Raw genomic sequence first — 15,095 nt, forward strand, 5'->3', positions numbered from 1 at the left:
TCAGTCGCCGTCCGCCGGGAGGAGGCGCGCCACCATGGTGTCGATGAGGACCTCGGCCCGGTGCGGGGTGAGCAGTTCCGGGACGGTCAGCTCGTCGACGATCAGTCCCTGCATGGCCAGGTAGAGCAGGATCAGCCCGGTGCGGTCGCCGGGCAGGCCGCTGCCGACGTGGAAGCCGATGTTGGCGTCGAACTCTTCGCCGAAGAACCGCGCCAGCTCCGTGTGGAGTTCGGGCCGCCGGGTGGCCTCCAGACGCAGTTCGAGCAGGGCCAGGTGGCTGCTGCGATCGCGGCGCATGCGGTCGACGACCTGGCGCATCAGGGTCCTGACCAGCTCGTGTGAGGGTTCGGCCGTCATCGTGCCCGCCAGCTCGGCCGGATCGGGGGCCAGGCGCTCGCGGGTGCGGGCCATGACCTGGCGCAGCATGTCGGCGCGGTGGGCGAAGTAGTTGGAAGCCGTGCCGGTGGGGACGCCCGCCTCCTTGTCGACGGCGCGCAACGTCAGGCCCCGGGAGCCCTCGCGGGCGAGGACCTCGATGGCGGCGTCGAGCAGGGCGGTGCGGCGGGCCGGGTTCTGGCGCATCGGATCTCCTTGAAAGCTCGTTGACACCACTGCAAGTGCAGTACTACATTCAAACCACTTCATTCACAGTACAGGCATCAGGGAGACCGGTTTGCGAGAGCTGACCTACTACGTCGCCGCCAGCCTCGACGGCTACATCGCCGGCCCGGACGGCAGTTACGACTTCTTCGTCTTCGAGGGCGAGCTCCAGAAGACGGTCCTCGCCGAATACCCCGAGACCATGCCGACGCCTGCCCGCGGCCCGTTCGGCCTGACCACCACCCCGAATCGCCGCTTCGACACCGTGATCATGGGCCGCGGCACCTACGAGCCCGGGCTGCGGATGGGGCTGACCAGCCCCTACGCCCACCTGGAGCAGTACGTCGTGTCCCGCACCCTGACCGCCACCGATCCGGCGGTGAAGATCGTCGACGGCGACCCGGCCGCGCTGGTGCGCGAACTGAAGGAACGGGACGGCAAGGGCATCTGGCTCTGCGGGGGCGGCAAGCTGGCCGGCGCGCTCCGCGACGAGATCGACGAGCTCGTCATCAAACACAACCCGGTCGTCCTCGGCAGCGGCACCCCGCTGTTCGACGGCCCGTTCACCCCCACCGGCTTCCTGCCCGTCGCGCGCCGCGACTTCGGCGACAGCGGCGTAAGCATGGTCACCTACCGGCGGAAATGACGGGAAACGTTTCGCGGGCGTCCGCCCGGTGACACCTGCGTTACCAGTGCCCGGGTGCCCTGGACAGCCGGTCCCGCCGGGGCGGAAAGTGACTCCCGGCAGGTTTGCCCTCCTCCGTTGTGGGGTACCGCGTTCACGCCAACCCGTCCGGTTCGGGTTTCTCGCCGACCACACCGCGACTTTGGCGCTTTGACCCGCTGAACGAGAGGGGCACCTGGGGATGACGGGCCGGCTCGGCATCGACGACGTGAGCCCGATCGTGGACTGCGGGCAGTACCCCGCCAAGGCGGTCGCGGGTGAGCACGTCCCGATCTCGGCCACGGTGTGGCGTGACGGGCACGACGCGGTGGCGGCCACCGTCACCTGGCGGGGCCCCGGCGACCGGGTGGCGCGCCGGACCAGGATGAGCGAGCAGGGCACGGGGCTCGACCGGTTCGCCGCGGTCATCGTGCCCGACTCGCCCGGGCTGTGGACCTTCCGGGTGGACGCCTGGGGCGATCCGTGGACCACCTGGCGGCGCGATCTGAAGATCAAGGTGGCCGCGGGCCAGGAGGCCGCGGAACTGGCCAACGACCTGGAAACCGGGGCGCAGCTGCTGGACCGGGTCTCCCGCCGTCCCGATCGCCGCCGGGAACGGGCGCTACTGGTGGCGGCCTCGGCGGCACTGCGCGACACGAGCCGCCTGCTGCCCGAGCGGATCGGCCCGGCGCTGTCGGCCGACGTCGAGCACATCATGCACGAACACCCGGTGCGCGAACTGGTCACCAAGGGCAGGCCGCTGCGGCTGCAAGTGGACCGCGAGCGCGCCGCGTTCGGCGCCTGGTACGAGCTCTTCCCGCGCTCCACCGGCGGGGTGGACGCCGAGGGCACCCCCGTGCACGGCACGTTCGCCACCGCGGCACGGGAACTGGCGCGGATCGCGCGGATGGGCTTCGACGTGGTCTACCTCCCGCCGATTCATCCGATCGGGCGAGTAAACCGCAAGGGCCGCAACGGTTCCGTGGTCTCCGACGAGCACGACGTGGGTTCGCCGTGGGCCATTGGCGCCGACGAGGGCGGGCACGACGCGGTGCACCCGGCACTCGGCACGCTCGACGACTTCGACGACTTCGTCGCCCGCGCCCACGAACTGGGGCTGGAGGTCGCGCTCGACCTGGCGCTGCAGGCCGCGCCCGACCACCCGTGGGTGGTCAAGAACCCGGAGTTCTTCACCACCCGTCCGGACGGCACGATCGCCTACGCGGAGAACCCGCCGAAGAAGTACCAGGACATCTACCCGCTGAACTTCGACAACGACCCCCCGGCCATCTACGCCGAGGTCCTGCGGGTGGTGCTGCACTGGGTGGCGCACGGGGTGCGGGTCTTCCGGGTGGACAACCCGCACACCAAACCGCCGGACTTCTGGGAATGGCTGATCTCCTCGGTCAAGGACGCCCATCCGGACGTGCTGTTCCTGTCCGAGGCGTTCACCCGGCCCGCCCGCCTGTGGGGACTGGCCAAGCTCGGATTCACCCAGAGCTACACGTATTTCACCTGGCGGACCACGAAGGAGGAGCTCACCGAGTTCGCCGTCGATCTGCTCGAACACTGGGACCACGGCCGCCCCAACCTGTTCGTCAACACCCCGGACATCCTGCACGAGTCGCTGCAGAAGGGCGGGCCGGGCATGTTCGCGCTGCGGGCCGCGCTCGCCGCGACCCTGTCGCCGAGCTGGGGGATGTACTCGGGGTTCGAACTGTTCGAGCACGAACCGCTGCGCGAAGGCAGCGAGGAGTACCTCCACTCGGAGAAGTACGAGCTGCGGCCCCGTGACTACGCCGCCGCACTCGCCGAGGGCCGTTCCCTGGAACCGTGGCTGACCCGGCTCAACGCCATCCGCCGCGCCCACCCGGCGCTGCAGCAGATGCGCACGCTGCGGTTCCACCACGTCGACAACGGCGGCCTGATCGCTTACTCCAAAAAGGATCCGGCCAGCGGCGACACCGTGCTCGCCGTGATCACGCTCAACCCGTTCGGCGCCGAGGAGGGCACGCTCTGGCTGGACCTGCCCGCACTCGGCTTCGACTGGTCCGACCGGCTGATCGCCCACGACGAGGTGACCGGCGAAACCTGGGACTGGGGGCAGGCCAACTACGTCCGCCTCGAACCCTGGCGGGCCGTGGCGCACATCGTCAGCCTGCAACCGCGTCTGGCGGGCTGACCACAACCCGATTCCCGCTCCCCGCCGCACCGGCCGATCCCGATGCCGCGGGGGACGAGGCGAACCTATCCGGATGAGGTGGGACGAGGTGGAGTTGACGGACCGTGATCCCCGGCCCGACGCGGCACTCGGGCTGGAGGGCGTGCCCCACACCGGTGAGGCCGTGACCGCCGAAGGCAAGCTCGTCGAACCGCAGGCCGAGGACTTCCAGCACGCGGAGGAAGCACCCACGAACCCGACGTGGTTCAAGGGCGCCGTGTTCTACGAGGTGCTGGTGCGGGCCTTCACCGACTCCGACGGCGACGGCCTCGGCGACCTCCGCGGCCTGGCGAGCAGGCTCGACTACCTCGAATGGCTGGGCGTCGACTGCCTGTGGCTGCCGCCGTTCTACGCCTCCCCCCTGCGGGACGGCGGCTACGACATCAGCGACTTCCGCGCCGTACTGCCCGAGTTCGGCACCGTCGAAGACTTCGTCTACCTCCTCGACGAGGCGCACCGGCGCGGCATCCGCGTGATCACCGACCTGGTACTCAACCACACCTCCGACCTCCACCCGTGGTTCCAGCAGTCCCGCACCGATCCCGACGGCCCGTACGGCGACTTCTACGTCTGGAGCGACGACGACTCCCGCTACGCCGACGCCCGGATCATCTTCGTGGACACCGAAACCTCGAACTGGACCTACGATCCGGTGCGCGGCCAGTTCTACTGGCACCGCTTCTTCTCCCACCAGCCGGACCTGAACTACGAGAACCCGGCCGTGCAGGAGGCGATGATCGACGTCCTGCGGTTCTGGCTGGACCTCGGCATCGACGGGTTCCGGCTGGACGCGGTGCCCTACCTGTTCGAACAGGAGGGCACCAACTGCGAAAACCTGCCGCGCACCCACGAGTTCCTCAAGCGCTGCCGCAAGGTCGTCGACGACGAGTACCCCGGCCGGGTCCTGCTCGCCGAGGCCAACCAGTGGCCCTCGGACGTGGTGGAGTACTTCGGCGATCCCGCCACCGGCGGGGACGAATGCCACATGGCCTTCCACTTCCCGCTGATGCCCCGGATCTTCATGGCGGTGCGGCGCGAATCCCGGTTCCCGATCTCGGAAATCCTCGCGCAGACACCGAAGATCCCCGACGGCTGCCAGTGGGGCATCTTCCTGCGCAACCACGACGAGCTCACCCTCGAAATGGTCAGCGACGAAGAACGCGACTACATGTACTCCGAATACGCCAAGGATCCGCGGATGAAGGCCAACATCGGCATCCGCCGCCGCCTGGCGCCGCTGCTGGAAAACGACCGCAACCAGCAGGAACTGTTCACCGCGCTGCTGCTGTCCCTGCCCGGCTCGCCGGTGCTGTACTACGGCGACGAGATCGGGATGGGCGACAACATCTGGCTCGGTGACCGCGACGCGGTGCGCACGCCGATGCAGTGGACCCCGGACCGCAACGCCGGGTTCTCCCGCTGCGATCCCGGGCGCATCTACCTGCCGGTGATCATGGACCCGATCTACGGCTACCAGGCGATCAACGTCGAAGCGCAGCGCGACGCCGCCGCCTCGCTGCTCACCTGGACACGCCGCATGATCGAGGTGCGCAAGCAGCACCACGCCTTCGCCGAAGGCGCCTTCATCGAACTCGGCGGCTCCAACCCGAGCGTGCTGGCCTTCAAGCGGAGCTGGATGCGCCCCGACGGGGAACTCGACGTGGTGCTCTGCGTCAACAACCTGTCCCGCTTCCCGCAGCCGGTCGAACTGGACCTGTCCGACCACGAAGGGTGCACGCCGATGGAACTCACCGGCGGAGTGCTGTTCCCTGACGTCGGGGAACTGCCGTACCTGCTCACACTGCCCGGGCACGGCTTCTACTGGTTCCAGCTGCTGCAGCGGCGGGGCGACGGCGAGACGAGGTGATGGACGGTGACCGATCCCCGTGAACTGATCGGTGCGCTGGTCGGCGAACTCCCGGAGTGGCTGCCCACGCAGCGGTGGTTCGCCGGGAAGGACCAGCCGGTCCTCGAGGTGGTGGTGCTCGGCAGCACCGTGCTGCTCGAGGGCGACCCGCTGCTGTTGCACCTGGTGGTCGAGGTGCGGCAGGACGGGCGCCGCGCGCCGTACCAGCTTCTCGTCGGCAGCCGCGGACAGCTCCCGGAGTACCTCGGGACCAGCTGGCTGGGCACCGAACGCGGGCGGCCCTGCTACGAGGCGGTCAACGACCCGGATCTCACCGGGGTGCTGCTGGGCCTCATCGACGACGGCGCCCGGATCGGCTCACTGCGGTTCGACCACGAGCCGGGGGTGACGCTGACGCGCGGCCTGCGCGCCCGCCCGATCACCTCCGAGCAGAGCAACACCTCGCTTGTCTACAGTGGACAGTACATTCTCAAGCTCTTCCGGAAGCTCTCGCCCGGCGAGAACCCGGACGTCCGGCTGCACCGGGCACTGCAGCGCGTGGGCTGTGAACACATCGCCCCGCTGCTGGGCAGCATCAGCGGGGACCTGGCGGGCAAGGAGGTCACGCTCGGCATGCTGCAGCGGTTCATCCCGGACGCGGTCGACGGCTGGGCGATGGCCACCACGAGCGTGCGCGACCTGATGGCCGATCCGGAATCCCCGCCCGACCAGGTGGGCGGCGACTTCGCCGGTGAGGCGCAGCGGCTCGGCCAGGCCGTCGCCTCGGTGCACAACGACCTGCGGCGGGCACTGGGCGAGCAGGTGGCCGACCCCGGCGAGTTCGAGCGCGCAACCGGGGCCATGCACGCGCGGCTCGACCGGGTGGCCGAGGCCGTGCCGGAACTGGCCGGATACGCGCCCGCGCTGCACGCCGCGTTCGACGCCATGAAGGAGCGCGACGGCGCGATCAGGATGCAGTTCATCCACGGCGACCTGCACCTCGGCCAGGTGCTGCGGACCGTCACCGGCTGGCTGCTGATCGACTTCGAGGGCGAACCCGCCGCCCCGGTGGTCGAACGGTCCGCCCTGCGCTCCCCGCTCCGCGACGTCGCGGGCATGCTGCGGTCCTTCGACTACGCGGCCCAGCAGATGCTGGTCTCGGGACCGGAAGATCCGATCCTCACCGAACGGGCCTGGGAGTGGGCGCGCCGCAACCGGTCCGCCTTCCTCGACGGTTACGCCGAACAGGCCCCGGAGGACATCGGCGACCCCCGCGCGCACGAAGATCTGCTGCGCGCCTTCGAACTGGACAAGGCGGTGTACGAGGTTTCGTACGAGCACGCGAACCGGCCGGAATGGCTGAGCGTGCCCCTGTCCTCGATCGCCCGCATCAGCGAGGAAAGCTCAGGAGGCGAGTAAGCAGTGGAGACACTGCCCGAGGCGGCCCCGCCGCCCGGCGACATCGACCGGTTGCTGGCCGGTGCGCACCACGACCCGCATGCCGTCCTCGGCGTGCACACCGCCGGGGACAGCCTCGTGCTGCGGGCCCTGCGGCCCGGCGCCCACTCGGTCACGGTGCGCACCGAGCACGGCAAGGTCGACCTCGACCGGGTGGTCGACGGCCTGTTCGCCGGCCGCCTGCCGGAACATCCCGGCGACTACCGGCTGGAGATCGGCTATCCCGGCGGCACGGTCACCGTGGACGATCCGTACCGGTGGCTGCCCACGGTCGGCGAACTGGACCTGCACCTGATCGGGGAGGGCAGGCACGAACGCCTGTGGGAGGTGCTCGGCGCGCACGTGCGCTGGTACGACACCCCCTCCGGCGAGGTGCGCGGCGTGTCGTTCGCGGTGTGGGCCCCGACGGCCCGCGGGGTGCGCGTGGTCGGCGACTTCAACGACTGGGACGGCCGCGAGCACGCGATGCGCTCCCTCGGCTCCTCGGGTGTGTGGGAGATCTTCATCCCCGGGGTGGAGGCGGGCGCGCGGTACAAGTACCGGATCCTGGGCGCCGACGGCGTTTGGCACGAAAAGGCCGACCCGCTCGCCTTCGGCACGGAAAAACCGCCGCAGACCGCGTCGGTGGTGACCGAGGCCCGGCACGAATGGGCCGACCAGGAATGGATCGCCACCCGCGAGGCGACCGACTGGGCGCGCGCGCCGATGAGCATCTACGAGGTACACCTCGGCTCGTGGCGGCCGGGGCTGGATTACCGGGAACTGGCCGACGCGCTGGCCGACTACGTGGTGGAAACCGGTTTCACGCACGTGGAACTGCTGCCCGTCGCCGAACACCCGTTCGGCGGTTCCTGGGGCTACCAGGTCACCTCGTACTACGCGCCCACCTCCCGCTTCGGCTCCCCCGACGACTTCCGGTACTTCGTGGACCGGCTGCACCAGCGCGGAATCGGGGTGCTGGCCGACTGGGTGCCCGCGCATTTCCCGAAGGACGCCTGGGCGCTGGCGCGTTTCGACGGGACGGCGCTGTACGAACACGCCGACCCCCGGCGCGGCGAGCATCCCGACTGGGGGACCTACGTCTTCGACTTCGGCCGCAACGAGGTCCGCAACTTCCTGGTCGCGAACGCGCTGTTCTGGCTCGAAGAGTTCCACCTCGACGGGCTGCGGGTGGACGCGGTCGCGTCGATGCTGTACCTGGACTACTCGCGGCCGGACGGCCAGTGGCTGCCCAACCCCTACGGCGGGCGGGAAAACCTCGACGCGGTCCGGTTCCTGCAGGAGCTCAACGCGACCGTCTACAAGCGACACCCGGGTGTGGTGATGGTGGCCGAGGAGTCCACGTCCTGGCCCGGCGTCAGCAGGCCGACGCATCTGGGCGGGCTCGGGTTCGGCTTCAAGTGGAACATGGGCTGGATGCACGACACGCTGCACTACCTGGCGCACGACCCGGTGTACCGCTCCTACCACCACAACGAGCTGACCTTCTCACTCGTCTACGCGTGGAGCGAGAACTTCGTGCTGCCCCTGTCGCACGACGAAGTGGTGCACGGCAAGGGATCGCTGTGGGGCCGGATGCCCGGCGACGACTGGAACAAGGCGGCGGGAGTCCGCTCGCTGCTGGCCTACATGTGGGCGCACCCGGGCAAGCAACTGCTGTTCATGGGGGGCGAATTCGCGCAGGAAGGGGAATGGTCGGCCGAACGGTCCCTGGACTGGCACCTGCTCGACCAGCCGCTGCACGCCGGGGTGCGCGCGCTGCTGTGCGAGCTCAACGCGGTGTACCGGTCCACCCCGGCGCTCTACAGCCAGGACACCCACCCCGACGGTTTCCAGTGGATCGACGCCCACGACGCGAACGGCAACGTGGTCAGCTTCCTGCGCCTCGGCACGGACGGCTCACGGCTGGCGTGCGTGGCGAACTTCGCCGGGACGCCGCACCACGACTACCGGGTCGGGCTGCCCTCGGCGGGGCCCTGGCTCGAGGTGGTCAACACCGACGCCGAGGGGTACGGCGGCTCGGGCGTGGGCAACTTCGGCCGCGTGGAGGCCGAAGACGTCCCGTGGCACGGACAGCCCGCCTCGGCCGTCCTCCAGCTCCCCCCGTGCGGCGTCCTCTGGCTCCGCCCCGCCTGACCGGGGCTGACCGGGGTGCCCGGGACTTGCGGTGAGCCGTGAAGGGTCCCTTCACAGCCGTGACAACTGCAAATACGCCTGTGAAGGGTCCCCTCACGGTCAAACGCAGGAAGGGTGTCGTGGTAGCGTGGCTGAGTGAGTGAGCCACTGAGCCAGCGGCCGAGCCAGGCGGGCAGCGGGGTTGTCCGGACGAACGTGGTGGACGCCGTCGCGGACAGCTTGCGCCGCGAGATCCTCTCCGGCCGGTACGCGCCCGGGCAGTACCTGCCCTCGGCGCGGGAACTGGCGGAGCGCTACGACGTCACCCGCACCTCCCTCAAACACGCGCTGATGCGCCTGGTCGAGTCGGGGCTGCTGGAGATCCGGCACGGCGTCGGCACGCTGGTCCTGGACTACGAGCGCCAGGGCGGGCTGGACCTGCTGCCGATGCTGGTGGCCGCGAACGCCCCCGCCTGGGCGCGGTCGATCTTCGAGGTCCGCGCCGAGGTCGGCGCGCTGATCGCGGTCCGTGCCGCGCGCAACGCCACCGACGCGCAGCGGCAGCGGCTCGCCGCCCTCGCGGCCCGGCTGCGCGACGCCACCGACGCGGACGCCGCGCAGCTCGCCGAATGCGACTGGCATCGCGAACTGGCCCGCGCCACTGGCAACCGCGTGTACCCGCTGCTGATGAACGTCGTCCTCGACACCTACCTGCGCCAGCGTCACGCGCTGCGCGGCCCCTTCCTCGACCCGGTGGCCGCGGCGGACCGGCTCGAACCGCTGGCGAAGGCCGTCGAAGAGGGCGCGGCCGCGGAGGTCGTGCACGCGCGGGCGGCGAAGTACCTGGAGGAGACCGGCCGCATGATGATCGAGAGCATGGGGGGCGCGCGATGAGGACGGCCTTCCGCGAGGTCATGGCCGGCGACGGCGCCCGGCTGGAACTCGAAGTGGACTGCCCGGGAGTGCTCAATCCGCTGGCCGATGTGGAGGCAGGGCTGAGCGGGAGGGTGGTGCTGCCCGGGCTGGCCGACGACCGGCACGCCACCGGAACCCTCCACATCGCCCCCGTGGCCCGCAAACGCATTCGCTACCGCCTCGACTTCACCGCCTCCGACGGGCGCCGCCTGCACCTGGACGGCTGGAAGTCGATCCGCTACCTCCGTCCCGTCCACTCGATGACCACGCTGCCCGCCACGGTGACCGACGAGTCCGGGCGCGTCGTCCGGGAAGTGCTGCTGCGCTTCGACCTCCGCCGCGAGCTGGGGCCGATGCTGCGCAGTTTCCGCCTCACCGGCGACGCGCTTCGCCCGCGCTGGAACGGAAAACCGGGGCGGCTGGAGGTCTGGTACACCACGCTCACCGATCCGGCCACCGGCACCGGCTTCTGGGTGCACCACGAACTCGTCGCCCCCACCGGCGGCGCGGACCCGTACCTGCACGGCTGGGCGGCGGTGTTCCCGCCGGACTCCCCGCCGCGGCTGGCCCGGTTCGGTCCGCGTCCGTGGCCCGCCCCGCTGGAGCTGAACGCGGGTGAAGCCGGGCCGCTGTCCTGGGAGCTCGAACCGCGCGGCGCGTCCCGCACGCTGTTCACCTTCCCGCGCTGGGCCTGGCTGACCGGCCTGCTCCCGGCGGCGCAGGTGGTGCCGAGGCCGTCGCTGCGCTTCCACGGCCGGATCCGTTGCGACGAAAGGGAATTCCCCCTGGCCGGGGCGCCCGGCGCGACCGCGCACATCTACGGTCACGGCAACGCGCAGCGCTGGGCCTGGCTGCACGCGGACCTCGGGAACGGCGACGTGGCCGAGGTCGTGGCCGCCGTGTCCACCCGGCCCGGGATGCGCCGGCTGCCGCCGCTGCCGTTCGTGCGCCTGCGCGTGGACGGCCGGGACCTGCCCGGCGGGGATCCCCTGCTCACCGCGGCCCGGCTGCGGGCGGAACTCGGGTTGCCCACCTGGCGCGTGCGGGGCCGCGCGGGCGGTTACCGGCTCGCCATCGAGGTGACGCAGCCACCGGAAGCGACCGTGGCCGTGGACTACCAGGACCCGGACGGTAGCCCCGCCGTATGCCGCAACAGCGAGCGGGCGAGCGCCCGCATCACGGTCGAAAAACGCGACCGCGGCCGGTGGTTGCCGTATCGCGAGTGGACACTCGACGGCACCGCGCACGCCGAAGTGGGCGGCCGTGCCTGAGCCGGGCCGGGCGCTCGCCGGGACCGTCGCCACGCTGCTCGGCACGGAGGTCGGGCAGGCAAGGGAAATCGCGGCCCGGGTCGACACGCTGTGCGCCGCCTTCCCCGCCCCGGCACGGCTCGGTGTCCACATGGGAGCCGGGATGCTCGACGCCGCCGCGCTCATGCTCACCGGCCGTCGTCTCGACCGGCTCACCACGAGCCGTCGCGACGCGCTGTGCGAGCTGCTGACCGCGCGGCCGGGCATGGCGGCGCTGGCGGAGTTGCTGAAGGTTCCCGCCCTGCTGGCCGGGGGCGGCGCTCCGCCCCGTCCGCTGCCCGAGCCCGCCCGTCCCGATCCCGTGCTCGACTGCACCCCGGCCGCGCACTGGCCCGCGCGCGCGACGGCCGACGCGGTCGTGATCGGCTCCGGGGCGGGCGGCGCGATGGCCGCCAGGGAACTGGCCCGCGCCGGGCTTTCGGTGGTGGTCGTGGAGGAAGGCACCCGGTACCGGGTCGAGGATTTCCGCACCCGCGACCCGCTCGATCGGTTCGCCGGGCTCTACCGCGACGGCGGTGCGACCGTCGCCTGGGGCAGGCCGCCGGTGCTGCTGCCGCTCGGGCGCGCCGTCGGCGGCACCACCGTGGTCAACTCCGGCACCTGCTACCGGCCGCCCGCCCCGGTGCTGGCGCGGTGGCGGAAGGAAGCCGGTGACCGGATCGTCGACCGCATCGAAACTGCCGTTCCGGAAGTGGAACGCACCCTGCTGGTCGCCCAACAACCCCTGGATGTGCTGGGGCGCAACGGTCTGCTGGCACTGGAAGGGGCTCGGCGGCTGGGCTGGCGCGGCGGACCCCTGCACCGCAACGCCCCGGGCTGCGCCGGAAGCTGCCAGTGCGCCGTGGGCTGCCCGCGCAACGCGAAGAACGGCGTGCACCTCAACGCCCTGCCGCAGGCCTGCGCGGCCGGTGCCCGCATCGTCTCCGAACTGCGCGTGGACCGGATCCTGGTGGAGCGGGGGCGGGCCGCGGGCATCGCCGGACGGCGCGGGGACGGCAGTTCCGCCGAGATCCTCGCGCCCCTCGTGGTGGTCGCCGCGGGCGCGACCGAAACCCCGCCGCTGCTGCGCCGGTCCGGGCTGGGCGGGCATCCCTGGCTCGGGCGGAACCTCGCCCTGCACCCGGCGATCAGCCTGGCCGGCCGGTTCGCCGACCCGGTGGAACCGGGGCGCGGGGTGCTGCAGAGCGCCGGGATCGAACAGTGGCACGACGAGGGCATCCTGATCGAGGCGACCGCCGCCCCGCGCGGGATGGGCACCTTCGTCCTGCCCGGACTCGGCAGCCGGTTGCGGGCCGAACTCGACGGCGCGGACCACCTGGCCACCCTCGGCGCCATGATCGCCGACGAACCGTCCGGCCGCGTGCTCGGCGGCCGGAGCACGCTGCTGCGGTACCAGTTGGCTCCGGCCGACGAACGGAAGCTGCGCACGGCACTGGGGGTAATGGGCGACGTGCTGTTCGCGGCGGGCGCCACCGAAGTGCTCACCGGGATCGCCCGGCAGCCGCGGGCGAAGAATCCCGCGCAGCTCAGGGACATCGTCGCTCGCGTACCCGCCGCCCAGTTGCATGTGGCCGCCTTCCACCCCACCGGAACGGCACGCCTCGGCACCGATCCCCGGACCAGTCCGCTGGACCCGCGGGGCAGGCTGCGCGGAGTGCGCGGCGTGTACGTTGCGGACGCGTCGGTGCTGCCGAGCTGCCCCACGGTGAACCCGCAGATCACCATCATGGCGGCGGCACTGGCCATCTCCGGCGGCATCGTGGCGGACTGACCCGTCCCGCAACCTCGGCGACTTCGCCGGGACCGGTGTCAGAGGGCCGGGGCGCAGTGCGCGGTGAGCGTTTCCGGCCTGCCACCGGACGTGCTGCCGAGAAAGCCGAAGGTCGTCGACCCGTTCACCGGCACGACGGCGTTGTAGCCCGCGTTCTCCACCGAAACCGACGAACCGCGCTGGGAAAGCCTGCCGTTCCACAGGTTTCCGATCGTCTCCCCGGAGGGCAGGTCCCAGCTCACCACCCAGCCGGTGAGGTCGCGGCCGCCGTCGTTGCGCACGGTCACCTGCACCTGGTAGCCGTTGGGCCAGGAGTTCGTCACCTGGTAGTCGGCCACGCAGCCGGGAGCGGGAGTGGCCGAGGTGGTGGGCAGGCTCGACGCGGGCGGCTGTGCGACCGGGGTGGCGGGGGCACCACCGCCGTCGCCGCCTCCGGCGAGCAGGCCGCCCAGCAACGCTCCCACCGCGACCAGGCTCACCGCCGCAGCGCCCACCAGGACCGTCCGCCGTGAGGGGCCCCGCCGCATCGGCAGCAGCAGCGTCGGATTGCGCGGGGGCCGTCCTTCGGCCACCGCCGCCAGCGCTCGCCGGGCCTCCTCCATGGACGGCCGCTGGGCCGGGTCGCGCCGCAGCATCCACGCCAGCACCTCGGCCAGCGGACCGCTTCGCTGTGGCGGGATGATGTCACCCGAGGCCACGCGCCGCAGGAGCGCGTAAGGGTTTTCCTCGTCGCCGAACGGCGGCTTGCCCTCCACGGCGGCATACAGGGTGGCGCCAAGGGAAAAGACGTCGGAGGCGGGACTCGCCTCCTTCCCGGCGGCCACCTCGGGCGCGAGATAAGCGGGAGTGCCGGCGAGAACGCCGCCGTCGGTGACGGTGTTTTCCCCGTAGGCGCGGGAAATCCCGAAGTCGGCGATCTTCGCCGTGCCGTCCTCGCCGATCAGCACGTTGGCCGGGGTCACGTCCCGGTGCACGATGCCCTCGGCGTGCGCCGCCGCGAGCGCGGCCGCCGCCTGCGCCCCGATCGCGGCCGCCTCGCCCGGCGGCAGCGGGCCCTCGGCAACCCGGGCGCCGAGGCTGCGCGACGGGAAGTACTCCATGACCAGGCAGGGTTTCCCGTCGTGCTCGACCACGTCGTGCACGCTGATGGCGTGGGGATGGCGCAGGCGCGCGGCGATCCGGCCCTCCCGGATGGCGCGGCGAACCGCCCGTTCCTCGTCGGCGGTGGCCCCGAGCACCAGCTGTTTGACCGCGACCATCCGGTCCAGCCGCTCGTCGTCGGCCTGCCAGACCACCCCCATCGAACCGCGCCCGATCTCGGACACCCGGCGGTAGCGTCCCGCGATCAGCCCGTCATCCTCCGCCACACCGGCGATTCTAGATACCGGCGGCGGGCCCGGCGTGTGCCGTGAGGGGTCTCCCCTCACGGTCGTATTTGCTGTGAGGGGACCCCTCACGGCAAGAGTCCGGTGTCCTGACGGGTGGAACCCGCGCGGCTGCGATACAGGCTCTAGGCGGCTCCGGCCAGGAGCCAGCGGGTTACGGGCACCTCGTACAACACGCCGAAACCGCCGATTTCGAGCGGTTTCCGGATGTCCCAGTCGTATTTCCCGAGAAACGCGGCCACGATCTCCTCCGGGGAGTCCCCGGTGTGCCGCCGCGCGGAGCCCTCCGCGACCGCCGGGGCGAGTCCGTCCTCCAGTGCCAGGGAAACGCGAGGGTCGCGGGCGAGGTTGCGGACTTTCACGGTCCGCTCCCCCACGCAGAACCACAGGCTGTCCGGCCGGTACACGAACCAGACGGGGGTGAGATGGGGCGAGCCGTCCGCGCGGAGGGTGCACAGCCACACGTTCTGCTCACGGTCAAGGCGGGACAGCAGGTCGCCGTCGGGTCGTCGCATGGCGCGATTCTTCGACCTCCACCGCACTCGAGGTCAAGGACCGAGAAGGCGCTTACTTCGCCGTCATCGCAGGGAAATGATCAGTGGCCGTGGTGGAGCTCCGACCGCACCCGGATCTCGTCCCGGTCTTCGGGGGCGGAGCTGCCGCTCACCAGTGGTGGCCGCACCCGGCGGTGGTTCCGCTCCAGGCCGTAGGCGAGAAGTCCCAGCAGGATCAGGAAGAGCATCAGGTTCGTCATGGCATCAATTTTGCGTGCGTCTACTTCCTGCCAAAAGTGGCAGATCTGACCGACTT

General features: G+C 71.2%; 12 protein-coding genes. 8 read left to right on the plus strand and 4 right to left on the minus strand.

Annotated features, from left to right (window positions below):
* On the minus strand, nucleotides 1–582 hold the full coding sequence (locus ORV05_RS26755) for a TetR/AcrR family transcriptional regulator (RefSeq protein ID WP_268754760.1): 582 nt from the start codon (nucleotides 580–582) through the stop codon (nucleotides 1–3).
* A 91-nt stretch (nucleotides 583–673) separates the two neighbouring features.
* On the opposite strand from ORV05_RS26755, the gene ORV05_RS26760 reads away from it, so the two are divergent.
* The 8 genes from ORV05_RS26760 to ORV05_RS26795 all read left to right on the plus strand — a co-directional run bounded on the left by ORV05_RS26760 (nucleotide 674) and on the right by ORV05_RS26795 (nucleotide 12,900).
* A complete protein-coding gene (locus ORV05_RS26760) occupies nucleotides 674–1,246 on the plus strand; it encodes a dihydrofolate reductase family protein (protein WP_268754761.1) in 573 nt (190 codons plus the stop codon).
* Nucleotides 1,247–1,466: 220 nt separating this feature from the next.
* The gene (locus ORV05_RS26765; protein WP_268754762.1) at nucleotides 1,467–3,446 is read left to right on the plus strand and encodes a maltotransferase domain-containing protein; all 1,980 of its coding nucleotides are present in this window, start codon (nucleotides 1,467–1,469) and stop codon (nucleotides 3,444–3,446) included.
* A 73-nt stretch (nucleotides 3,447–3,519) separates the two neighbouring features.
* On the plus strand, nucleotides 3,520–5,352 hold the full coding sequence (gene treS, locus ORV05_RS26770) for a maltose alpha-D-glucosyltransferase (RefSeq protein ID WP_268754763.1): 1,833 nt from the start codon (nucleotides 3,520–3,522) through the stop codon (nucleotides 5,350–5,352).
* A 6-nt stretch (nucleotides 5,353–5,358) separates the two neighbouring features.
* The gene (locus ORV05_RS26775) at nucleotides 5,359–6,750 is read left to right on the plus strand and encodes a maltokinase N-terminal cap-like domain-containing protein (protein WP_268754764.1); all 1,392 of its coding nucleotides are present in this window, start codon (nucleotides 5,359–5,361) and stop codon (nucleotides 6,748–6,750) included.
* Nucleotides 6,751–6,753: 3 nt separating this feature from the next.
* Entirely contained in the window at nucleotides 6,754–8,925 is a 2,172-nt protein-coding gene (gene glgB / locus ORV05_RS26780; protein WP_268754765.1) for a 1,4-alpha-glucan branching protein GlgB, read from the plus strand.
* A 135-nt stretch (nucleotides 8,926–9,060) separates the two neighbouring features.
* The gene (locus ORV05_RS26785; protein WP_268754766.1) at nucleotides 9,061–9,798 is read left to right on the plus strand and encodes a FadR/GntR family transcriptional regulator; all 738 of its coding nucleotides are present in this window, start codon (nucleotides 9,061–9,063) and stop codon (nucleotides 9,796–9,798) included.
* Nucleotides 9,795–11,090: a hypothetical protein gene (locus tag ORV05_RS26790; RefSeq protein ID WP_268754767.1), complete on the plus strand. Its 1,296-nt coding sequence runs from the start codon at nucleotides 9,795–9,797 to the stop codon at nucleotides 11,088–11,090. Before ORV05_RS26785 ends, ORV05_RS26790 begins: the two co-directional genes overlap by 4 nt.
* Nucleotides 11,083–12,900, plus strand: a complete 1,818-nt coding sequence (locus ORV05_RS26795; RefSeq protein WP_268754768.1) for a GMC family oxidoreductase — start codon at nucleotides 11,083–11,085, stop codon at nucleotides 12,898–12,900. The genes ORV05_RS26790 and ORV05_RS26795 overlap by 8 nt, the downstream gene beginning before the upstream one ends.
* Before the next feature lie 38 nt (nucleotides 12,901–12,938).
* Here ORV05_RS26795 and ORV05_RS26800 read toward each other — a convergent pair whose 3' ends face one another.
* From ORV05_RS26800 to ORV05_RS26810, 3 genes are all read right to left on the minus strand, one after another.
* The gene (locus ORV05_RS26800; RefSeq protein WP_268754769.1) at nucleotides 12,939–14,267 is read right to left on the minus strand and encodes a protein kinase domain-containing protein; all 1,329 of its coding nucleotides are present in this window, start codon (nucleotides 14,265–14,267) and stop codon (nucleotides 12,939–12,941) included.
* Nucleotides 14,268–14,410: 143 nt separating this feature from the next.
* On the minus strand, nucleotides 14,411–14,800 hold the full coding sequence (locus ORV05_RS26805; protein ID WP_268754770.1) for a pyridoxamine 5'-phosphate oxidase family protein: 390 nt from the start codon (nucleotides 14,798–14,800) through the stop codon (nucleotides 14,411–14,413).
* An 80-nt stretch (nucleotides 14,801–14,880) separates the two neighbouring features.
* Complete coding sequence (locus tag ORV05_RS26810; protein ID WP_268754771.1) at nucleotides 14,881–15,039, minus strand: hypothetical protein; 159 nt, start codon at nucleotides 15,037–15,039, stop codon at nucleotides 14,881–14,883.
* Nucleotides 15,040–15,095: the final 56 nt, after the last annotated feature.

The organism is Amycolatopsis cynarae, assembly GCF_026802195.1.
Lineage (GTDB): Bacteria > Actinomycetota > Actinomycetes > Mycobacteriales > Pseudonocardiaceae > Amycolatopsis_E > Amycolatopsis_E rhizosphaerae.

Excerpts from the sequence above, each read along its gene's own strand:
- ORV05_RS26805 (WP_268754770.1), bottom strand. The coding sequence starts at position 14,800 with ATGCGACGACCCGACGGCGACCTGCTGTCCCGCCTTGACCGTGAGCAG.
- ORV05_RS26755 (WP_268754760.1), bottom strand. The coding sequence starts at position 582 with ATGCGCCAGAACCCGGCCCGCCGCACCGCCCTGCTCGACGCCGCCATC.
- ORV05_RS26790 (WP_268754767.1), top strand. The coding sequence starts at position 9,795 with ATGAGGACGGCCTTCCGCGAGGTCATGGCCGGCGACGGCGCCCGGCTG.
- ORV05_RS26810 (WP_268754771.1), bottom strand. The coding sequence starts at position 15,039 with ATGACGAACCTGATGCTCTTCCTGATCCTGCTGGGACTTCTCGCCTAC.
- treS (WP_268754763.1), top strand. The coding sequence starts at position 3,520 with ATGAGGTGGGACGAGGTGGAGTTGACGGACCGTGATCCCCGGCCCGAC.
- ORV05_RS26765 (WP_268754762.1), top strand. The coding sequence starts at position 1,467 with ATGACGGGCCGGCTCGGCATCGACGACGTGAGCCCGATCGTGGACTGC.